This is a genomic window from Roseobacter cerffii (assembly GCF_054226325.1).
Genome location: NZ_CM135757.1, coordinates 3363653 through 3384915, shown reverse-complemented (window position 1 = coordinate 3384915; position 21263 = coordinate 3363653). Strand labels below are relative to the sequence as shown.

Annotated in this window: 21 protein-coding genes; 11 read left to right on the top strand and 10 right to left on the bottom strand. The window is 55.8% G+C overall.

Annotated features, from left to right (window positions below; genetic code table 11):
* Positions 1 to 97: 97 nt before the first annotated feature.
* Positions 98 to 301, bottom strand: coding sequence for a hypothetical protein (locus ACVC7O_RS16385; RefSeq protein WP_458323186.1), 204 nt, complete (start codon positions 299 to 301; stop codon positions 98 to 100).
* Between the two features lie 311 nt (positions 302 to 612).
* Here ACVC7O_RS16385 and ACVC7O_RS16380 point away from each other — a divergent pair, with 311 nt between their 5' ends.
* Positions 613 to 993 carry a hypothetical protein gene (locus ACVC7O_RS16380; RefSeq protein ID WP_458323185.1) on the top strand — a complete coding sequence of 127 codons (381 nt, stop codon included), beginning with the start codon at positions 613 to 615 and terminating at the stop codon, positions 991 to 993.
* A 281-nt stretch (positions 994 to 1274) separates the two neighbouring features.
* Positions 1275 to 1505, top strand: a complete 231-nt coding sequence (locus ACVC7O_RS16375; protein ID WP_458323184.1) for a hypothetical protein — start codon at positions 1275 to 1277, stop codon at positions 1503 to 1505.
* A 384-nt stretch (positions 1506 to 1889) separates the two neighbouring features.
* Here ACVC7O_RS16375 and ACVC7O_RS16370 read toward each other — a convergent pair whose 3' ends face one another.
* From ACVC7O_RS16370 to ACVC7O_RS16350, 5 genes are all read right to left on the bottom strand, one after another.
* Positions 1890 to 3701 (bottom strand): AAA family ATPase, encoded by a 1812-nt coding sequence (locus ACVC7O_RS16370; RefSeq protein ID WP_458323183.1) that lies wholly within the window; start codon positions 3699 to 3701, stop codon positions 1890 to 1892.
* 53 nt (positions 3702 to 3754) lie between these two features.
* Positions 3755 to 4453 (bottom strand): hypothetical protein, encoded by a 699-nt coding sequence (locus ACVC7O_RS16365; RefSeq protein ID WP_458323182.1) that lies wholly within the window; start codon positions 4451 to 4453, stop codon positions 3755 to 3757.
* 47 nt (positions 4454 to 4500) lie between these two features.
* Positions 4501 to 4725, bottom strand: coding sequence for a helix-turn-helix transcriptional regulator (locus ACVC7O_RS16360; protein WP_458323181.1), 225 nt, complete (start codon positions 4723 to 4725; stop codon positions 4501 to 4503).
* A 125-nt stretch (positions 4726 to 4850) separates the two neighbouring features.
* A complete protein-coding gene (locus tag ACVC7O_RS16355; protein WP_458323180.1) occupies positions 4851 to 5450 on the bottom strand; it encodes a hypothetical protein in 600 nt (199 codons plus the stop codon).
* Between the two features lie 159 nt (positions 5451 to 5609).
* Positions 5610 to 6608 (bottom strand): tyrosine-type recombinase/integrase, encoded by a 999-nt coding sequence (locus ACVC7O_RS16350; protein WP_458323179.1) that lies wholly within the window; start codon positions 6606 to 6608, stop codon positions 5610 to 5612.
* Positions 6609 to 6913: 305 nt separating this feature from the next.
* On the opposite strand from ACVC7O_RS16350, the gene ACVC7O_RS16345 reads away from it, so the two are divergent.
* Positions 6914 to 7888, top strand: coding sequence for an HNH endonuclease signature motif containing protein (locus ACVC7O_RS16345; protein ID WP_458323178.1), 975 nt, complete (start codon positions 6914 to 6916; stop codon positions 7886 to 7888).
* 93 nt (positions 7889 to 7981) lie between these two features.
* On the opposite strand, the gene ACVC7O_RS16340 is transcribed toward ACVC7O_RS16345, so the two are convergent.
* From ACVC7O_RS16340 to ACVC7O_RS16325, 4 genes are all read right to left on the bottom strand, one after another.
* A complete protein-coding gene (locus ACVC7O_RS16340) occupies positions 7982 to 10105 on the bottom strand; it encodes a hypothetical protein (RefSeq protein ID WP_458323177.1) in 2124 nt (707 codons plus the stop codon).
* Between the two features lie 313 nt (positions 10106 to 10418).
* Positions 10419 to 11531, bottom strand: a complete 1113-nt coding sequence (locus tag ACVC7O_RS16335; RefSeq protein WP_458323176.1) for a tyrosine-type recombinase/integrase — start codon at positions 11529 to 11531, stop codon at positions 10419 to 10421.
* The gene (locus tag ACVC7O_RS16330; protein WP_458323175.1) at positions 11531 to 11767 is read right to left on the bottom strand and encodes a hypothetical protein; all 237 of its coding nucleotides are present in this window, start codon (positions 11765 to 11767) and stop codon (positions 11531 to 11533) included. The genes ACVC7O_RS16335 and ACVC7O_RS16330 overlap by 1 nt, the downstream gene beginning before the upstream one ends.
* A gap of 15 nt (positions 11768 to 11782) precedes the next feature.
* Positions 11783 to 11989: a hypothetical protein gene (locus tag ACVC7O_RS16325; protein WP_458323174.1), complete on the bottom strand. Its 207-nt coding sequence runs from the start codon at positions 11987 to 11989 to the stop codon at positions 11783 to 11785.
* Positions 11990 to 12126: 137 nt separating this feature from the next.
* On the opposite strand from ACVC7O_RS16325, the gene ACVC7O_RS16320 reads away from it, so the two are divergent.
* Genes ACVC7O_RS16320 through ACVC7O_RS16285 form a run of 8 tightly spaced genes read left to right on the top strand, consistent with a single transcriptional unit; the run spans position 12127 to position 21262 of the window.
* The gene (locus tag ACVC7O_RS16320; protein ID WP_458323173.1) at positions 12127 to 12549 is read left to right on the top strand and encodes a helix-turn-helix domain-containing protein; all 423 of its coding nucleotides are present in this window, start codon (positions 12127 to 12129) and stop codon (positions 12547 to 12549) included.
* A 4-nt stretch (positions 12550 to 12553) separates the two neighbouring features.
* On the top strand, positions 12554 to 12850 hold the full coding sequence (locus ACVC7O_RS16315; RefSeq protein ID WP_458323172.1) for a hypothetical protein: 297 nt from the start codon (positions 12554 to 12556) through the stop codon (positions 12848 to 12850).
* Between the two features lie 35 nt (positions 12851 to 12885).
* Entirely contained in the window at positions 12886 to 14412 is a 1527-nt protein-coding gene (locus ACVC7O_RS16310) for an N-6 DNA methylase (RefSeq protein WP_458323171.1), read from the top strand.
* Positions 14409 to 15782: a restriction endonuclease subunit S gene (locus ACVC7O_RS16305; protein ID WP_458323170.1), complete on the top strand. Its 1374-nt coding sequence runs from the start codon at positions 14409 to 14411 to the stop codon at positions 15780 to 15782. Before ACVC7O_RS16310 ends, ACVC7O_RS16305 begins: the two co-directional genes overlap by 4 nt.
* Positions 15779 to 16240 carry a hypothetical protein gene (locus ACVC7O_RS16300; protein ID WP_458323169.1) on the top strand — a complete coding sequence of 154 codons (462 nt, stop codon included), beginning with the start codon at positions 15779 to 15781 and terminating at the stop codon, positions 16238 to 16240. The genes ACVC7O_RS16305 and ACVC7O_RS16300 overlap by 4 nt, the downstream gene beginning before the upstream one ends.
* Positions 16240 to 16983 (top strand): DUF6615 family protein, encoded by a 744-nt coding sequence (locus ACVC7O_RS16295; RefSeq protein ID WP_458323168.1) that lies wholly within the window; start codon positions 16240 to 16242, stop codon positions 16981 to 16983. Before ACVC7O_RS16300 ends, ACVC7O_RS16295 begins: the two co-directional genes overlap by 1 nt.
* 29 nt (positions 16984 to 17012) lie before the next feature.
* Positions 17013 to 18122 carry a DUF4268 domain-containing protein gene (locus ACVC7O_RS16290; RefSeq protein ID WP_458323167.1) on the top strand — a complete coding sequence of 370 codons (1110 nt, stop codon included), beginning with the start codon at positions 17013 to 17015 and terminating at the stop codon, positions 18120 to 18122.
* Positions 18122 to 21262 carry a type I restriction endonuclease subunit R gene (locus ACVC7O_RS16285; RefSeq protein WP_458323166.1) on the top strand — a complete coding sequence of 1047 codons (3141 nt, stop codon included), beginning with the start codon at positions 18122 to 18124 and terminating at the stop codon, positions 21260 to 21262. Before ACVC7O_RS16290 ends, ACVC7O_RS16285 begins: the two co-directional genes overlap by 1 nt.
* Position 21263: the final 1 nt, after the last annotated feature.

Here is a 21263-nt window from a genome sequence, read left to right as displayed (position 1 = left end):
CAAGTATCTGCCGCATTGTCGAGCTGTTGCCTAGCGACCTTTGGCTAATAATGAAGGGGCAAATGTTGCCCCTTCACAATAGACCTATCTAGCTAAGCTATTTCGACGTCAAAGCTCTGCGAGCTTCTTTCTCGGCGGCAGATCCCTTCGCCCATTGCCACGGTGTGCGTGGCTTTCTCACTTTCGCAAGTTCGGGGTTCGCCTTGGCGTCACCGGCGGCGGCACGCAGGCGTTCGCGGGCCTCGCGCGGGTCGATCTTGAGTTCGTCGCAGATGGCCTTGAGCGTCACGATATCGGTCATGTCGATCTCCTAAGTTGCTGATGCAGATCGATAAGACGAAGGCCGGAAGCGTGTCAGGGATAACCCCAAGACACCTTTGGCTTTTCTCGTTCTACTGCTATGACTGATCTCGACATGGCAGACGCGGCCATGTTGGGGCGTGGAAACCCCTCGATAGCTAGGCCGAGCAATAGGCTGAAACCTTGACCCTATGGTCGGGGTGCCTGTGTTATACAACAGGCCCCGGCTAAAGGCACAGGGTCCGTGCTATCGCGGATTTCCAACACCCCGATCACCAGTCAAACGCGAGGGCGCTCGCAGTTCGGGGTTTGGTGGAACTGGCGCTTTCCAATCATGTCGCGTGGATCGACCGAGCAAGCCTACCTGACAGCGCGGGCGTGTATTTGATCGCACGCGGCGAACCCGGCAACACCGTCTACATCGGTCGGACCTGGGGTGCGAAGGGGATACGCCACAGGATACGGACATTCCACAGGTCTGCGACCACCGGGCGGAAAGGCCATGCCGGGGGCGTCACCTTTCACGGCGTGTTCGATGGCGACACGAACGACCTGTTCGTTTCGGTGCACTTGCCTGACGGCATCGACCCCAAGCCGGAAATCCTGCATCCCTACATTGCCTATGCCGAGCGACGGCTGATCTGGGAGCACGTCGAGGCGCATGGCGGCCTGCCAGTGTGCAACTCGGAATGACCTGCAACTAACACCAAGCATCGAGAGCTAAACGCGCGCGCGGCGGCGTTGTATTGAGCCAGGAGCGCCGGGGCGTGCCTTAGGCATGGTGATTCCGCCGCAATCCCGGCTGGCGTGCTGTGTGGCGCGCTCACGGCGGCAATCCCGACATCCGCACGGACGTGGCGCATCGGCACGGCTACCCGTGTGGTCTCCATAGGCCGCGCGGGAATTACCCTGACGGGTGAAGGTCCCCGATCTTATTGCGCTGGCATCGAAACCAGCCAGCAAGGAGATCGGTGATGACGATCAAGGCTACTTGGGCCTTCAACGGTCAGACGAAAACTATCTTGGGCAACTGGCATCGTCTTTGGTGCCTGTTGTTCGGCCCGTTCTACTACCTGTTCAAGGGCATGTTCCTCTGGGCGATCTTGTCGCTGATCACGGCCAACGGCCTGTGGATCGGCTTCCCCCTGTTCAATCGCGCCATCGTGCTGCGCCACTACCATCGCAAGGGGTGGGTGCAGAGATGACCGCCAGCGCCTCCGCCCAAGCAGTTTGCCACCCGAGTGGAACCCAGCGGGCGCTACCGACACCGCGCACCAATGCGGACCGCATGAAAAGGTTCAGCAATTCGGCTCCGGCTCACGCCCGAAAGACTGATACATAGTCAACGGGTCGCCCTAGGCGGGTCTGCCGGACACCCAATGAGGTGCTGGCGAGGGGTGTGGGGTGAAGTGTTTTTTTAACAGCGCGTGCATCCAGTACAGACAAGTGGTCATGCATACTTCTGAGATTTTTGGCCTCTAGCCGCTCAACGGCCCAATCGTGTCCTCGACTGCCGGAAATGCGAAAGACGGGCCGAAGCCCGCCTCTCATTCGATATAAAAATTATTGTACACGAATTATTATAACGATCACTCATCGGACCGCTTTTTTCCGAGCTTCCACCGGGCGCTTTTTCCTTTATTGACCTGCTCGATTTCGCCGGACTTCGCCATTTCGGCCCGAAGGGCGTTCAAGGTGCCGACAGACGCAAGACTGCGGCTCGTCGCAGCGCTTTCGACTTTCTCCCACCTGACCGGCTGATCGGATAGAAATTCGAGTATGAACTCTCGCGCGGCGTCGGTGGCTGACGCGGGCCGGCCGACCGAATTTGTCTCGACCCTGCAAACCTCGGCCTCGTTCGCGTCAGAGAACTCGACTGGGTGCAAGACCGGCGTCCCGTCACGCCCGCCACCGAAACGCTCGAATATGATGGTCTTGCCAAGCTCGCTGGCATTGGCCTTGCCATGCGCCAGTGCGAAACGTGATCGGTCGGTTGGGTCTGTACCGTAGAATAGAGCAGATCGAATGCTGGCGGCGAAACCAATGGAGCCGACGATCCGATACAGCGGGTGCTCCGCCGATTGTTTATTAAGGTGACCAATGGCCAGCACGGCACACCCGGCATCCTCGGCGATTTCCGTCAAACGCCCCAAGAATTCTCCGACTTCATTTTGCCGGTTCATGTCACGCCCGCTTCCCATATAGGCGGTCAGAGTGTCGATCACGACCAGCTTGGGCCTCTCCTGCTCGATGTAGAGCGCCATTGCTTCGAGGTTTTCCGGCGACAGGATTTTGAATCTGGTCATGACTCGGATTTTGCTGATGTCCGCGCCGCTCTCCAACAGTCTTGGCAATGTCACCCTTTGCCAGTTGTCCTCAGCAGACAGCATGAGCACCTTGCCCTTCGGAGCGGATTCATCGGAAAGCGGCCACGGGCCGCCTGAGGTCACGGCTGCGATCAGCTTGGTGACCAAAAGCGATTTTCCCATGCCTGGATTGCCTGCGAGAAGGGTCACGCCGAAAAACGGGATGTACGGGTAGTACAGGAATTCCATCGGCAAAGGTTCGGTTGTCTTTGGCGGGCCAAACAATGCGGCCGTTTCCTCGACGTAGTTCCCGCTGCTCTGGATGACCGACCGCAACTCGCTTGGCGACAATCGGGCTTCGGTGAAATCGTCGTTTAAAGCTTCCAGCATGGCCTCGACCGCGTCTTCGTCATCGAACCTCCGGCGTAAGAAGCAGGCCGTGCGAAAGAAGAAGTCGTTGCGCTTTCCGCTCTTGATGACGAGATTTGTCGCCCCCGTTTTCGACCCTTCTTGCCTATGTTGTGTTTGCTTCGGTCTGAGTCTGCTCAGGTTGTTTGGCAAGGAAGCCATTTGTGTGGGAGACCGAGTGGAATACCGATATTGCTTGCCCGAGGGATGGGTGCTGGGCGGCACCATCGCCATTCTGTTCGCGCCGGTGAGGACGTCAATCTCATCACCTTTGAACGCGCCACCAGAGCATTCGCCTTGGTAGTACAAGTGGTAGCCGCGTCCGGTGAACACCTTGACAGATGCGCTCAACCCAAGATGCTCCACGGCTGCGCGACCGTCATCGCCATCAATATCGACCACCGTCAGTCCGGCGAGAGATATCGCGAGATTAGCGTCTGGATGTCTGCGCAAAGCTCTCTGAACGAGATCGATGTCGTCGGTCGCACTGTGGACGCCGTTTGGAAAAAACTTGGACAAGGGGTGCTTGCCCGGAGATGCGCAATCTTTCCGCTTGCACGAGCAGCGCCCGTCTTTTCCAATGCCGTATGTTAGGACGACCTTCCGCCCTGCGCTTATCTGTGCCTTGGCTGCCGTCAGGGTCTTTTGAGAGCGCATCAGTTTTGACACGCGAAATTGCTGTCGCATGGTGTTTCCTTGTTAATTTTAGGGGAGTTGAGGGGGGCAAGTCCCCCCTCGCGTCAGTACTTTGTCCAGAGCCAATCACCGCCATCGACTTCGACTTCCGAAAAGGCGTCGAACATCACTTCAGCAGTGAATGGGGGAAGGCCCGGGCGATGAATCTGCGAGCCGGGCAGGTAGAGTAGATCGCTTGCAGAACCGTCGACCCGATGCGCCCGAGACAATCCCGCGCCATCAAGCATCTCTGTCATTGCCGCAACTTCCATTGCGAAAGGCAATGGGGCGAGAAACTGAAATGCCGAAACGCCGACGCCCCAAAAAATCGCTGGGCTGGGGAAATAGTCGAACGGGTGTTCGCCTACAATGGTCCTGAAACCCAATCGTGTTCGGCGCGAACGAACGCCACGTTTCCAAGGCACAGGGTCAAACATGACGTTGTGGTCAGAGTAGGCTGCTAAATCAAACAGCACATCTGCCATAGCCATGTCTTCGGCTGGGTTCAGGAAATGCTCGTCCTCGATATCGCCATGGGGTGATACGGCACAAACCCTAACTCGGTTACTCGGTGAACAGTCGCCTACTTTTTGCAGGAAGATTTCCGCCTCGACGGGCCACCCCTCGGGTTCAGGGTGCTGGTGGCAATAGTGTTGAATCCACCCCTTGTGGATCGATTTTCTCCACCCATACCCCTCGGATTTGGCCTTGAACTCGGTTTCGGAAAGCAGCACCGAGGGCTGCGTAGAACGCATGGTTTCCATGGGGAAACTCCTTTCATAAGGTGTGATGCTATTGCGCGGGACGCTGATCAGTATTCGGCGTAGTGCGTCCGAGCACGCTCCTGGTCACGCTCGGCAAGCCAATCGCTTAGTTCCGACATGAGCCATGCGACGGTGGTGCCGCCTATGCGCACGCGACGTGGAAAGCGCCCGCGCGCCTCAAGCCTGAGTAACGTTGTGTTGCTCAAAGTGATGCCCATGCGCTTCAGGTCGTCGCGCGTGGCTAGCGTCTTGGTAAGTGTTTCGTCTGTCATCTTGGTCTCCTTCAAAGTGGTAGTGAAGGAATGCGCATTCCGTCATCTTCGCTGGTGATGTTTTATCAACCAGCAAATTGAAGGTAGCGGATGCAGATCGGCATAAAAATTGTAAGGAAATCAGGTCATTTACTGATTTGATTTTTCCGTCGCCCAGCTTTGGCAAGATCGTGTCGCCCAGTCCGTTCAATGGCTGACTGGCGTGCGTCTTTAAAGGCGCGGTCTGACAAGCGTGGAAATAGTTCTTTTGCTTTCTGCCGAAGCGATGCAAACGGGGGTGTGTCCCGATCCTCATCGGAAAACATTTCTACCAACCACTCAAAGCACTGTTGCTTGGCGCGACGGGTAGGGTTTGCTGGCAGGGCCTCATCACCACGCAGCATTCGGAGCAGCTCTTTAGCATGAATCCGACATTGGGCCGGCTCGTTCATTCCCTGATGGAAAACAAGGTCTTCACGCAATATGACGCGAAAAAACTCTTGGTCGGCATCCTTTGGTAGCAGATCACCGGAATGCTTGAAGTCTTGTGTAGTCCAATGAGCGCTTACGTCACCTGATCTCAAGATATTGCGTAGGATCGTAAGTGTCTCGCGATGCTCAGTGCACTCAGAGTTGTCGATGTAATCTGATCGCCACTTATCCCCAAAGGTCTCCCGGCCAACGATCTCAAAGGCTTCCCTTGGACCAATGAACGGGTTGGCATGGAGTAGTGGTGATTTTGGCATCCTGCAATTCGACCAATTTTGAAATGTGCTGCGACCACGCTCCAAGCGCGTCGCGCTTCTCGTCCGCATATGAGTAGACATTGTAGATAGCGGCCACGCCAGAGACCACACCTGTCTTGTGGTTCAACAACGCCTCTGTCACGGGCTGGGGAACGCCCATCATCGCCATGTTCGTAGACATCGTTCGGCGCAGGTCGTGAATGATCCACGGTTCCGTGCCTTCGGGCAGCGCCTTGTCGAGCCTTTTTTTACGCGACCGAAGCCCGACACGGGCGATTTTCCGGTGGTCGTGAATACGTAGTCCGAACCGAGGAACCTCGGCACCCGGCGCAGCACGTCCAGCATCGCGTCGGTGATCGGGACGGTGTGTTGTCTGCCGTTCTTGGCGCGCTGCGAAGGAAGGGTCCAAAGGCGTTTTTCGAGGTCGATTTCCGACCATCGCATCTCGGCGACCTCAGCGCGTCTCTGGCCGCTCAGGATCAACAGCTTCATGCATTCCCCGAACGGATAGCCTTCTGCACCACAGGTCGCCCACAGCGCGTCCAGCTCTTCATCAGTCAGGACACGCTCGCGCGACCTTTCCTTGGACAACGGCTTCATCCCAGCGATGGGGTTGACATCGATCATGCCGCGCTCGACGCACCAGCCCATGAGGTGCTTGAGGTGGGCTAGTGCCCGGTTTGCGCTCGTCGGCGCAGATTTGTGGATCACGTCGCAGGATTTCACGACATCGGCACGCTTGATCTGGTCGATCTGCTTGTCGTGCAGGGTCGTAAACTTCGCCAGCAACGCTTGCTTCCGCTTCCAGTCGCGGTTGTGAACCTTGGCGTACTTCTCCATGTAGTCAGGGATCACCGCACCGAGCGTGGGTTTTGTTTCGACCTCCACGCCGGTGCGGCCCTCGAACCGGCCCGTCTCGATATCGTAGAGCACCTGTCGCACCCGTTCGCGCGCTTCAGCCAGTGACATGACGGGGAACCGTCCGATGGTCAGTCGCCGCATTTTGCCGTTGATGCGCTTGTGCAAACAGAACGTCTTGGTGCCGGATGTGCTGATGCGCAGCTTGAGACCCGGCATCAACTCGTCTCGAAATTCGAGACGCTTGGACGGGTCAGGCTTCACGCCTTCGATGAACTTGGTGGTGAGTTTGCGTTTCATACGCCCATGATAAGATGGGCGGCCATGCTGCGTCAGGGACAACTCTAGATGGCTTGCAGGGTTTTGGTTCGCTCTGTAATGGCTGTTTGGTGAGCTTGGTGCTTTTGGACGAATTCAATCGTTGTTTGACTTCGTGACAATATGCACGGCATTCTTCGGTTGCGTTTCAGAGCATAAGGCAGCGCCTGACGCCGTGTTTCATGTCTGCCAACAACAACCGGCACTAGATCGAGTTGTCTGGGGAAGGCCGAGGCAATTTTGCACTGGAGAGTGTGATGCCATCTTTGGACCAAACGAGTTCGCCAGTGGGCGATCAAGATCACCTGCTTGAAGTCTACGAAAACGAAATCGAAGTTGAATATCGAGGTGAGCGGTACCTCGTTCGCGATAACGGCGCGGTTTACCGCTTCAACGAGTACCGCAAGCGTGCCCGTCCTTTGGATAAAACTTGGACTTTCGGACGCCAAAACCAGACAACTGGATACCACTATCTGGCGGGCGTCCCAGTTCATCGCATAGTTTGCTCTGCATTTAACGGCGAGCCGCCTACAGACCGGCACGTTGTGGATCACATTGATACCAACCGTGCAAACAATCGACAAGAAAATTTACGATGGCTGACGAGGCTGGAAAACGCCCTGTTGAATGAAATCACCGCTCGGCGCATTGAACTGGTCTACGGTTCAATCGAAGCTTTCCTAGCTGATCCTTCAAAGGTCCAAAGTGATGCTTCCTATCCAGACGTGTCATGGATGCGAACCGTATCGAAGGACGAGGCCGCTAAGACAAAATCACGTTTCGAGAAATGGGCAAGAAGCGGATCGGTACCCAGCGGTGGCGCAGTTGGTGAGTGGCTATACGGCACCGCTGAACGTGCAGATTTCGAGCCTGACCCAGAAGAGTACGAGTCTCTCACTCCTTCGGTCATCCAAGTTCGCTGGCGGATACCAACGGAGTTTCCCGAATGCCCTTCGGAAGTGGCTGACGATGCGTTGGGGCAATACGCGGAAAACCTTGTGTTTGGCAAAGTCTTCGCACGAAACGACATCTATCAGAGCTTGGTCGTTCAGCGGTCTCTGGTCGAAGATGCCTTGATCGTTTTGACCCACAACCCCGGCCCCAACGCAATAAAAGATTGGGCAGTCGCACAGATTTCGGTTCGTGGCGAGTTTTTCTACCATCGAAGCGAACATCAGTACTTCTCGCTCCAAGGTGCACTGAAGACGTTTTGCGAGCTGACCGAGGACAGTTATGAAGACTGCATGGATGACTACTGTTAATAGCCGTTTTGTCGTTGATGCATCTAAAAGTTCTCAAGCGGCCACGTGCCATGCAGAGCAATCAGAACATTGATCGAAGATGGCGGCATTAATCTACTGCGGGGCGATCTCGTCGATTGACTGCACTGGGTACCCAGAAACAAGATTCCCTGTAGATGGATCAAACAAAGGGTTCACGACGACGGCGGTGTCGTTTCCCGCACACCATTTCATAAAATCGTCGAACTCGGAATCGGTAGCGAGGATCGGTAGCTCGTAATCCTCAGCGACTAGCCCAATGTCCTCCCAGTTCTTTAGATGGGCCGCAAGATTCATAGGATCAGAAAGTAAGAAGATTGTCTTCTCTACTGAAAACACGTCACCGGTACTTAAGCTTCTTAGGTAAAACAGAGGCGCATACCATTGACCGGGCCGCGAGTATCTCGCCGCAAACCTGGCGTCGAACCTTCTGTGCCTGGCATTTTCAACCGGGATGATCGCTTCCTTAGCTCCAAATAACTCAAGCAACTGCGACCTAGGCCCAAAACCTTTCGATTGATCTGTGTAACAAAACGGATCTCCCTGCGTGCGGGCATCTTCAAACATCCGACCAAGTTGAGCGCAGAATGCTTTCGCACCGTCCAGATCAAACCTATGAACTCCATTTCGTTTTGTGACGATTTCACGACCACCGCCCACCAGAGATACTTCCACAACGTAGTCACCGGGAGGTCCTTCAAGCGTATCTCCGCCCCAAGCGATGATGGGTTTGTTTCCACCCGCCAAAGTGTCAGCGTTATGAAAAGCCATTTGCCCACCTTCAATTGCTTGAGACCAAGCCTCGACGTCAAAGTTCACCAACTCGTCATGAGAAGAGAAAAACTCATTCTGGATGATTCCCAAAACTCTGCTGGAAGGCTCAAGGCATGCGTCATGGCATGTTCCAACTGTTGGTTCTTCCATCGGCTCGAGCTCTACAATCTGTGTGTTATTAGTTGAAACCGCCTTTCCACAGATCACGCACTTCAGGGGGGTCGGGTTGTTTTGAAACGCTTGGTCCAAACGCTCTGCGTGAATCTTTGCGCAGGGTCCGTCTTCGAAATCTTCATCAGAGTTTATTGGGCAGAAATGAACTTCACGGTCATTAATCAGGTCGGGCCGTTTCTCCAACATTCGCAAAAGCCCGTCGTAAGTAGCTGAACGAAGTAGTAATTTCGCTTCAAATCCATCTCCGAATGTTACCGTTTGATCAGAAAAACGAAGACGCTCTTTGCAATCTTCATCAAACCTGTAAGTTTCAACTACGGCTAGGCCTTCGGGGAGCGGCCCACGCGCCGCAGGTAGATCACACAAAAACACGTCACGACCGGCTCTAAGTCCATCGCCTCTTTTCTCTATTTTAAAGAAACTATGAAATATCTCATCTTTGGTTTCTTCTGGGGAAGAGAGGTACTTTCCGTATTGTTCGACAAGGTTCTCTGCCGACAGCGTTCGTCGGTTCTTTGAGTGGCCGACACAGTCAGAGATAATCTTCCCCCATACAGCTTCCGCTGCGATGCATCCTTTGGCGTTCAAATTCAGGATAACTGCATGTTCCAAAGGGTCAGACATCTCTATGTCCAGAACTACCACTGACATTTTTCGTATTAGTTCGCTGGCTACTTCTTCTGAGTAAACCTTCCCGCTGTCTTCGCTGATATCTCGAATTGCTGATCTTATTTGGGTAATAATTTCCCTAAGTGCTTTGGGTTGATCCCGAAAGAAAGCCGCATTGGAAGCCGTGTGGAAGGCGTTCAATGCTGCCCTGAGATCATTGATGACCTTTTTTGAAGCGCGACTACTAGTAACGAGAAAAAGTTTAGCGCCAGCTTGTGTTTCTTGGTTGCAAAACTGCTCCAATACGCTGCGCAGTTCACCGCCAGCATTTATCGAGTACGAAATTGTCGCCTTCGCTTGTATGTAAACAGTTGACCCGTCGGAGAAGACGACATTGATGTCATCAACAGCTTCTGTTGTCTCAAAGCTCAAGTATTGGAAGGTTTCATTGCCCAAGATTGCGGAGGGAGTGGTGCAGAGCCTACTCGCAATCAAATACGCGCCAACGCGCGCTTGAAAATTCGCACCAGATGAAACCGATGCTCCCGCTCCAGATCTTGTTCGCATTTGTGCCTCGAAATAGTTATTTTGTACGATTTCAAAGTGTTTCGACAAACGGCGGAAACTTACAATCTTCTCCATCTATGTAGTGCCAGACCAAATAACCATGACAACATGAAGTCAACGCCAGCTATTGTCGGAGAGCGCTCGCCTGGCCAGCTTCATTGGGGTATCGCTGGGGTAGCAAGTGCGGTGTGCTTGAATGCTTCGGTGTGAAATGGGCTGGGACGATCTGCCATGCGCAAAGGTCATAGTTTTCAATCGCGTACATTACAGGTTGGGCGCCCTTGAGACAAGCCGCGCGGATCACAAGGCTAATTGAAAATCCTCGTGTCGGTGGTTCGATTCCGCCCCCGGGCACCACTTAACAAGCTGATATATATATGTTTTCTGCTCATGGCCGATCCTCGTTTTGGTCAGGTTTGACGCTTTTCTGCGAAGGTTTGACACTTTTGGCACGCTTTCGGTTCTCTTCTTCCAGTGTGGCCATGGTCTCGCGGTTCTTGTCCGCAAGGTTCGCAGACCGCGAATAGTGCCGCGCCATGGACGGTGTTTTCTGCCCCAGAAGGCCGGCGATGCGGCGTTCGTCTAGGCCTGCTTCGCGTAGAGTGGTGGCGACCGTGTGCCGCAAGCCCTTGAGGGTCAGGCCTTTTTCGATAAGGCCTTCATTCTCAAGGGCGGTTTTGAAGCGGTGCCAAACTGTTGAGAAGCCGTTGTAAGTCCAAGCCTCACCGCGCGAATTGGAAAGCACAGTCTCGGCGTTATGGTCCGGCATGCGGTCAAGGGCGGCTTGCAGCGTCGGGCTGACCGGAATCGCGACTTCTTCACCGGTCTTGCCGCGCACGCCCCAGATGGTGCCGTCATCGACCTGATCTTTTCGCAATCGAAGAGCGTCGGATGGATCGAGGCCGGTGTTCATCATCAAGGCAAGGGCCACGCGGACATGAGGCTTGGCCTTGCCGAGGACCGTATCGCGTTCTTCGATGGTCCAGGGGCGGTTTGCGTAGGCGCGGTCGCGTGGGCGGCGCTTGGGAATGACATCCTTTGCGAAGTTGGCGGAGATCAGGCCCTTCGGAATGTTGTAGCGGAAGACCTCGCTGAGCAGCGTGCGCACCATGTTCGCCCGTCGCCAACCAATCTTCTTTGCAGCTTTGTCGTGGATGCCTGCGATCAACGGCGTGTCGATCACATGGATTGGCGTGTCGCGGATCGGCTCAAGGAAGTCGGCGCACTTGCGGTAGTCTCGCCGTGTGGCTTCGGCCAGGTTCTCGTAGTGCTCGGTTTCGAAGTAAGACTGGATCAACCCGCCAAGCGTCCCGGCTTTCGGAGCCTTCGCCCGTTGCGCTTCAGCGATGGCTCGGATCGTCTCACACTCAGCGAAGAACTCTGCAGAACCAATGGGCGCGTGCGTCAGATCAACCTTGTGGCCAGTCTCGCGGTGATAGCATCGCTGCTTTCCGTGCCGGTCCTTGAAAATCTTGAACCCTTTGACCCGCACCTGTGTCATCAAAGGCGGTCCAGAATGGTTTCGCGGGTATCGGTCACGGACCCAGACTTCACATCATCGATCCAGAGATCGAGATCACGGCGATCCCAGAGAAGCGTGCCTTGCTTCAATTCAACCGGGCGCACCGGGCAAGCGGCCTTGAAGTGCTTGACTGGCAATCCGGCATAGCTCGCGGCCTCGGATTGCTTGAACATGCGCTTATCGACCACGTTAATATTGAGATTTGTCGTCGTCATGACCGGACACCCCCATCAATTCGCTGCAGAGCCCCCGGCCCCTTTGACCTTGGTCGCGTTCTTCTGAAACCGCTCCCAGCCGCTCATCGTCAGCATCTTGGTCTTCGATGATATCTCCACGAACTCCAGTTTCCCTGTGTTCATGAGACCGCGAATTTGCGCGGGGCTTAGCCCGACAATCTCGCTGAGTTGTTTGGGAGAGAGAAGACGTTCCTGGGTCAATTTCAGCCTCCACTGCTGGATATGAATGGAATCGCTTGTTCCGCACCTTTTGACATGCTCAGATGGCAGTAGGATAAGAATAACGTCATTTTGTGCAGTTTCGCTCGTTATGACGGTTGCGTCAATGGGAACCTCGCATGCCGCAGGATAATAGGTCAGTTTTCGCTTCTATGGGCGCGCGGCTCGCAATCGCGCGTAATGAAGTCGGTCTGACGCAAACAGCCATGGCAGAGGCGATTGGCGTCTCCCATCGTGCCTATCACAGCTACGAAAAGGGCCAGCGCGGGTTGCCTGTCGAAGCTCTCGTGGCGATAGCGGACCGGTTCGACGTGGACGCTGCATGGATTCTGCTCGGAACCAAGGCCGTCCGCGCGGCTCATGACTTCGAGGCGCTGAAGCGGATCGAAACCTCGCTCGATCAGCACCTGAATGAAGAAGACATCAGAATAAAGAGTGAAAAGCGCGGGGCCATCGTCGCGCGTTGGTACCAGTCGCATGTCGAGGGGCGGGAAGTAACGGATGATGACGTTCACACTTGGATCGAACTCGTAAGGGAGTAAGCAAATGCAAAAACCAAGCGACCATTGGAAGAAACTTCGCCGGGCCTCATTAGAGCGCACGCGCCGCAATATCGTTGAACCACTGGAACCGCTTTACGCGGTTCTGCTAGCAGCCAGTGCGCTCTACCTGATCGGCTTTTTACGGCTGACATTCGCGGACCAACCCCATGACTTCACATGGATCACAGGCGCAGGCGTGCTTGCCGTCGCTCTCTCCGGCCTCCTGCTACCAATCCTGACCGGCTCCGTCCTCACACTGCATTTCACCAGCCGAAGGCTTGACCGCCTGATGTCCAACTGACGACCAAATTTCGTACCGAGTAGAAAGAATTTCGAATGGCAGAACGCATTGAGAAGACCCTCTTCGCCGCCGCTGACAAGATGCGCGGGGCGATGGACGCGGGCGAATACAAACACGTTGCTCTGGGCCTTCTCTTCCTCCGCTATGTCTCTGCCGCGTTCGAAGCCAAGCGGGCCGAATTCGCCAAGGATGAATACATCGACCTCGAAGACCCCGAAGAATACGAGGCCGAAAACATCTTTTGGGTGCCCGAAAAGGCCCGCTGGGACCGGCTCGCCGCCAATGCAAAGGCAAACGACATTGGCGTGCAGGTCGATGACGCCATGCGCGAGATCGAGAAGTCGAACCCCTCGCTGCAAGATGCGCTGCCCAAGGTCTTTGGCCGCGCCAACCTCGACCGGGCCATCGTCACCGGCCTGATCGAAATGTTTACCAACCTTGAACTGCACGGCACCAAATCAGACTTCGACCTGATCGGGCGCATCTACGAATACTTCATCGGCGAATTTGCCTCCTCCGAGGGCAAGCGCGGCGGAGAGTTCTACACGCCCAAATCCATCGTCTCGGTCATGGTCGAGATGATGGAACCGACCCATGGCCGCGTCTATGATCCGTGCTGCGGAACCGGCGGCTTTTTCGTGCAGTCCGAGAAATTCATCGCCGCCCATCAGGGCCGGGTCGATGACATCGCGGTCTATGGGCAGGAACGTAACCACACGACCTTTCGCCTCGCCCGCATGAACCTTGCGATCCGGGGCATCTTTGGTGATCTGCGCTGGAACCAGGAGGGGACGCTGACCCGCAATGCCTTCCCGGATGAACGGTTTGATTTCATCCTCGCCAACCCGCCCTTCAACATCTCCGACTGGAACGGTGAGGCGCTGCGCGAGGACACGCGCTGGCGCTTTGGCACGCCGCCCACGGGCAATGCGAACTTTGCCTGGATGTCCCATATCCACCACCACCTCAGCGCCGATGGCATTGGCGGGGTGGTCATGGCCAACGGGTCGATGTCGTCCATGCAATCGGGCGAGGGCGACATTCGCAAAGCCATGGTCGAACAGGACGCGGTCGATTGCATGGTGGCGCTGCCGGGGCAGTTGTTCTTTGGCACGCCGATCCCCGCCTGCTTGTGGTTTCTGGCGAAAGACAAATCCAACGGTACGGCGGCGGGCGGGAAACTGCGCGACCGGCGGGGCGAGGTGCTGTTCATCGACGCGCGCAAGATGGGCGCGCTGATCGAAGGGTCACGCAAGCAAAAGGAATTGTCAGAGGCCGAGATCGCCAAGATCGCCGCCACCTACCACGCCTGGCGGGGGGAGGAGACGGAGGAGCCCTACGCCGACGAACCGGGCTTCTGTGCCTCCGTCAAGGTCGAGGAGATCGCCAAGCACAATTACGTGCTGACCCCGGGCCGCTATGTGGGCGCGGGCGCGGTGGAGGAGGACGACGAGCCGTTTGAGGAGAAATTCGCGCGGCTGCGCACAGAGCTGCAGGGGCATTTCAAGGAAGGCCGACGGCTAGAGGCCGAGATCGAGGCGCGGTTGGGGGGCTTGGTGTGAGTGATTGGCCCACCAAGACGGTGGAAGAACTCGTTGCAGACGAAGTACTGGCCAAGCCAATGGACGGAAATCATGGCTCCATCCATCCGAAGTCCTCTGACTATGTGACCAGCGGCATACCTTTTGTCATGGCTTCCGATTTGGAACACGGTGGAGTTAACACCAAAGACTGCAGCTTTATCTCGCTAGAACAAGCAAACGGCCTTCGAAAAGGGTTCTCAAAGACTGGCGATGTTCTGATTTCGCACAAGGCAACAATTGGCCGGGTCGCTATTCTTGGGGCTATCACGACCCCCTTCGTTATGCTCACGCCACAGGTTACCTATTACCGTGTCTTGGATGAGGAAGCTCTAGATAGGCGCTTTCTATACTACTACTTCCAGAGTCGTCCATTTTTAGACGTTCTTGAGCAATGGGCGGGGGCCGGTTCGACGAGGGCATACCTGGGTATTACTGGCCAGCTCAAGCTTCCAATCGCAACTCCCCCACTCCCCGAACAACGCGAGATTGCGGGGGTGTTGGGGGCGTTGGATGACAAGATTGAGGCGAACCGGAAGGCCTCGGCCTGTCTGGAAGAGATGGCGCGGGCGCTCTATCGGTCGTGGTTCGTCACTTTCGACCCCGTCCACGCCAAATCCCAAAACCGCCCCCCCGCCCACATGCCCCCCGAAACCGCCGCCCTCTTCCCCGACTGCTTCGGCGAAAACGGCCTGCCGGAGGGGTGGGCGTGGGAGACCTTTGAAAGCCACTACACCGTGCTGGAGACGGGCAAACGTCCGAAAGGCGGCATCAAGGAAGTCGAAGATGGTGTGCCGAGCATCGGTGCGGAGAGCATCAAACAGGTAGGCTTTTTCGACTTCGGCAAAACGAAATTCATCCCGCGCGACTACTTCGAAGCAATGAAGAAAGGCCGCCTCTCAGACGGCGACATTCTCATTTACAAGGACGGCGGCAAACCCGGTGAACTGCGGCCTGCCGCCACCTACATCTCCAAGGGCTTTCCGTTCGATGAAGCATGTATAAACGAGCATGTCTTCCGCGTCCGCGTTGATGAAGACTTGGGGCAGCATTTCGGCTTCCTTGCGCTCTCCAGCGATCATTGCATGCATCAGATGCGTGAACTTGCGACGGGGGTTGCTCAACCTGGCCTAAACCAATCGGCCATGAAGGCTCTCTCGTTCCTGAAACCGGGCGAGCCAATGATCATAGAGGCGTTCAACCAGATGGTCGGCCCATTGCTCGATGGCTGCAATGAGAAGGCAAAGGAAAACCAAACCCTCGCCACCCTCCGCGACACCCTGCTGCCCCGCCTCATGTCGGGCACCCTGCGCGTCAAAGCCGCTGAGGCCGAAGTGGAGGCGGTGCTATGAGCGCACCGAAACCCTATGAAGTCTCCGCCCCGTTCCTGATGGCCGAAGCGGACCCGGCGGTGGACTATTTCGACCCTATCCAGCGCTTCGCGGCAGAGCGCATCGAGGCGCTGGCCAAACGCGTCATCATCCGCCTGCAACGGCTGCCCGCCGTAGGCATGTTTGAAGACACGGCAGAGCCGCTCAAAACCGTCTGGGATGAATGGTGCTGGTATCAGGCAAAGTACGACAGTGACACTGGAATGCTCTCCTATGGATCCGAAGAAACCCTCGACGGAATGATCGAATGTACGGTTGATGAACTCCCCCATCCCGAAGCCGTCCTGATCAGCTGCGGCGTCTGCGAAGACCAGGGCCACATGCCCGCCCGCAGCGACGACGACATCTGCACCGTCGTGCGGGAGGTCGTAACAGAAGCGGCAAGCAAACGATCCATGGATCGGTTCGAGGTTTGGTGATGGCTGCATCGATCACTCTCCGTGACTATCTCCGTGGGCGCGCTGCTTGGGTTTGGAACGAGCAAGGTCATGCTTTCAAACGGGGGTTGGCCCTTCAGGAAGAAACGCTCACCGAAATGCTCTTGCTGCGCATGGCGCGCGATCACGCCAAGCACGGATTAACCGTGACCATGTTCAACAAGACTGAGGAAGGCATCAACGGGGCGGACTGGGAATGGATCGTTCGCACGCCTTGGTGCGATCTGGGTCTGCGCGTTCAGGCCAAGCGGCTCTACCATTCCAGCAAAGGTTCGGACTATGGCGGTCTTGATCCGGCATCGGGCCAATCCGGCAAATTGATTGCCAACGCTGGGAGTTGCATCCCGCTTTATGTGTTCTTCAACCACGACCACGGTTCCAACTCCAAGCTGCTGCACGGCGGCGGTGAATATCCCTATCGCGGGCGAAGCTATTGGGGCTGCTCGGTCGCCTGCGCCAAGAAGGTTGAGGCAGAAAAGTCCAATGTTCTGAGCAAGCTAAAGAAGCACATGAAGCCGTGGCATCGCCTGGTCACCAGTTCTGGCAAATGTGATGCCAAATCCGCCTTGGGCATCGATGTTGGTGAAGCGGAACGTTCAATGCCGCAGGACAGACGCGAGGTCTTCGAGCGTATCCGCGAGCGTGATTTCATGTCGCAGTATATTCTTCAGCGCGACCTAGCTGGCGTCGCGATCTTAGATTTTTCCGATTTCAGAGGTGATTGATGTTCCGCGTTGATTTGAACCAAAACCGATTGTCCCGCTTAATCCAGAAACGCTTCGCCGATCTGAACCTGCGCGAGCGGGACCATTTGCAGGAGTGGCTGGCGAACCAACCCGACGCGCTCGGAGAAGAGTTGTTGATCATCCAAAAGGAGTTCGACGGATTTGACGAGACGCGCGAACGGCTGGACCTTCTGGCGCTCGACAAGGACGGCAATCTGGTTGTGATCGAGAACAAGCTCGATGATAGCGGGCGGGACGTGACATGGCAGGCGCTGAAATACACGGCCTATGTCTCGGGCCTGACCAAGACGCAGATTGTGGACATCTACCAGCAATACCTCGACCGCTACGAAGGCGGCGGCAATGCGGCGGTGCGGATTTGCGAGTTCATGGAGGTTGAGGAGTTGGAGGAGACCGTCCTCAACCCCGGCAACGACCAGCGGATGATCTTTATCGCCGCCAATTTCCGGCGCGAGGTGACGGCAACGGTGCTTTGGCTGCTGAGCCGGGGCATTCGCGCGCAGTGTTTCAAGGTGACGCCGTTTTCATTTGGCGAGGAACTGATGGTGGATATCCAGCAGATCATCCCGACGCCGGAAGCGGCTGATTTCATGATCGGGATGTCGAGCAAGGAGAACGAAGAGAAGGCGGTTCAGGATACTCAGAAGAAAAGGCACAAGCTGCGGCTCGACTTCTGGGAGGTGGCGCTGGATCAGCTGCGGGCAGATGGTGCAGGGCTTTTCGGAAGTATCAGCCCCACAAGAAGCCATTGGTTGAGTGCAGGTTCTGGCGTTCGATCTTGCCCATTTCAGCTGGTTTTCTTGCGCAAAGAGGCGCGGGTCCAGTTGAGCTTTGAGCGGGCGAATGCTGCGGAGAACAAGTGGCTGTTCGATCAGTTGTATGAACAAAAACAGCAGATTGAGGCTGAGTTCGGGGCGGAATTGATCTGGCGTCGGATGGACGACAAGAAGCAGAGTTTGATCGTCTATTCGGAGGAGTTTGACGGATATAACCGCGAGGCCTGGCCAGATATGGCGAGCTGGTTGTCTTCGCATATCCAGAAGCTGGAACGCGTATTGGGTGAACGCCTGAATGGTCTGAATATTCCTGACCTGTCGCTTGGCGAGGAGGTGGACTGATGGCCTTCGCTTCTGAAGACGATCTCGAACAATGGGCGTTGGAAGAGTTGCAGGGCTTGGGCTTTGCCTATCTGCATGGCGCTGAGCTATCGCCCGAGAACGAAGCGCCCGCGCGGGAGAGCTTCCGCGAAGTGCTGCTCCTTGGACGGCTTAATGAAAGCCTGCGGCGGCTAAATCCAGACCTGCCGGATGACGCGATCCGGGCCGCGCTGAACAAGGTGCGCGACACTGAATTTGCCGGTGATCTGATGTCGGAAAACCGGCGCATACATGAGGTGCTTGTGGCCGGGGTCCCTGTCTCGTGGTTCGAGGGCGGCACGGAACGGTCAGATATTGCGCGCTTGGTCGATTGGGAAAACCGTGAGAACGATTGGTTGGCGGTCAATCAATTTGAAGTGGTTGGTCAAACAGCACGGCGTCCCGACGTCATCCTGTTCCTCAATGGCCTTCCTCTCGTCGTGGTCGAGTTGAAAGGAACCGAAAGCGGAAGCCTCAAGGGGGCTCACAACCAAATCGAAACCTACAAGTCGCAGGTTCCGGACTTGTTCCGGACAAACGCATTCAACGTCATCTCGGAAGGGGTCACTGCGCGCTTCGGTTCACTCTCTGCAAATTATGACCGCTTTATGCGTTGGCGCACGGTCGATGGTGACACGCTAGTCGAGGATGGCTCAGCCCTGGCTTTGCAGACACTCATACAAGGTCTTCTCGATCCGGTCGTCATTCTGGACATGCTGCGGTTTTGCACCGTCTTTGAGGATGAGGGTAAAGGCCCCATCAAGAAGATCGCAGGTTATCATCAGTTTCATGCCGTGCGCAAAGGCGTTGCCGCAGTCGCCCGCGCCCGTGGGAACGATGGGCGTGGCGGGGTGATGTGGCACACGCAGGGTTCCGGCAAGTCATTGCTGATGGCCTTTCTCGGTGGCCGCTTGATGCGAGACCCCAGGCTGGAAAACCCGACTTTGGTAATCATCACGGACCGCAACGATCTGGACAATCAGTTGTTTGCAACGTTTTCGCGATGCTCAGCCTTGTTCGGTGAAATGCCTGTACAGGCAGAGGACGTTCCAGATCTTCGGAAAAAGCTAGGTGATCGCAAGGTAGGGGGCGTGATCTTTGCCACGATCCAAAAGTTTCGACCGGAGAAAGGGCAGACAGATTTCGGACTATTGACCGACCGCTCGAATGTCATCGTCTTTGCGGATGAGGCGCACCGTTCGCAGTATGGTTTTGATGCAAAACTGAACCGGGAAACTGGTGAGACCAAATACGGCTTTGCGCATCATATGCGGACCGCCTTGCCAAATGCTGTTCATGTCGGCTTCACCGGGACACCTATCTCGCTTGTCGGTGCGGACACACAGGCGGTCTTTGGTGACTATATCGATGTCTATGATATCGCCCAGGCTGTCGCCGATGGGGCAACCGTGCCCATCTACTATGAAGGCCGGGTTGCGAAGATCGAGATGAGCGAGGAAGCTGGCGATCTGCTCGACGCAGAATTCGAAGAGATCATCGAAGACGCCGAAGCGGATGGAGCCGTTTTCGATGAAGACGCCAAGGGTTCCATGACGACCCGGTGGACGCAAATCGAAAAGCTGGTTGGCTCCGAGAAGCGTCTTGACGCAGTTGTTGCGGATATCTTGGAGCATTTTGATGCACGCCTAGAGGCAATGGACGGCGGCAAAGCTATGATTGTCTGCATGTCACGCCGTATCTGCGTAGAGGTGTACAAGCGGATCGCTGAGGCGCGACCTGACTGGCATTCGGACGAAGATGGTGCAGGCGCAATAAAGGTTGTCATGACCGGAGCTGCGCAAGACCCTGCTGACTTCCAGCCGCACATTAGGTCAAAAGCTCGTCTGGAAACTCTTAGAACCCGATACCGTGATGCGTCCGACGGTCTGAAGCTGGTGATAGTGCGAGACATGTGGCTAACAGGGTTTGATGCGCCTTGTATGCACACCCTGTACGTGGACAAGCCAATGAAGGGGCACGGTCTTATGCAGGCCATCACGCGCATCAATCGCGTGTTTGGGGCCAAACCTTCTGGGCTTGTCGTGGACTACATTGGTCTTGCGGCAGACCTTAAGAAGGCTCTTAAGCACTATTCAAACGCGGACCAGAAGCAGACAGGCGTAGACCAAGGCGAGGCCGCCCACGCGTTGCTGACGCAGTTGGACGTCATGAGATCGATGTTCCATGGCATTCCGTACATGGAGGCAGTCAAAGGAAGCGCCGCGGACAGAATTCGCGTGCTTCCCGTGGCTATCGAACATGCGTTGACACTCAAAATTGATGGTCAAGAGCCCAAGGATCGCCAAGCCTCAAAAAAGCGTTTCATGACTGCGGTTGCGGGCCTGGTCAAAGCATTCAGGATTGCTTCTGGAACGTCGGACGCACGGGAGGTCAAAGACGAAGTCGGCTTTTTCATCGCAGTTCAAGCCGCAATACGAAAAATGGATGCTTCGTCGAGTAGTGCCAGGACGGCCGAGGAGGCAGAACTGGCAATCGCTCAGTTGCTCAATCGGGCTGTCGCTTCGACCGAAGTGATCGACATTCTAGAAGCTGCGGGCGTGGACGCGCCGGACCTCAGTGTGCTGAGTGAGGACTTCTTAATGGGACTACGAAATAGTCCCCATAAGAACCTCGCGGTTGAGGCTCTGAAGAAGCTGCTGAACGGTGAGATCAGTTCGCGGACCCGAACCAACAAAGCCCAGAACGAAGCTTTTTCCAAACGTCTTCAAGATGCGATGGCGCGGTACCACAATCGAAGTATCGATGCGATTCAAGTGATCCAAGAAATGATCGAGATGGCCAAGGAACTTCAGTCGCAGCCTGAAGATGGGCTTTCCGCTGAAGAGGTCGCCTTCTACGATGCTCTGGCTCAGAACGACAGTGCGGTGCAGCTGATGGGCAACGAAGAGCTGCGCGTGATAGCGCAGGAGCTTGTGAATGCTGTGCAGAGCACCTCGTCCGTCGATTGGTGGCGAAAGCAAAATGTGCGAACCAAGATGCGTGTTGTTATCAAGCGCATCCTACGTAAGCACGGCTTCCCCCCAGACTTGCAGTCAGAGGCGGTGAAAAAGGTCGTGAAGCAAGCTGAAGTCCTAGCTCGAGAGATGCCGCAAGCGGCATAAA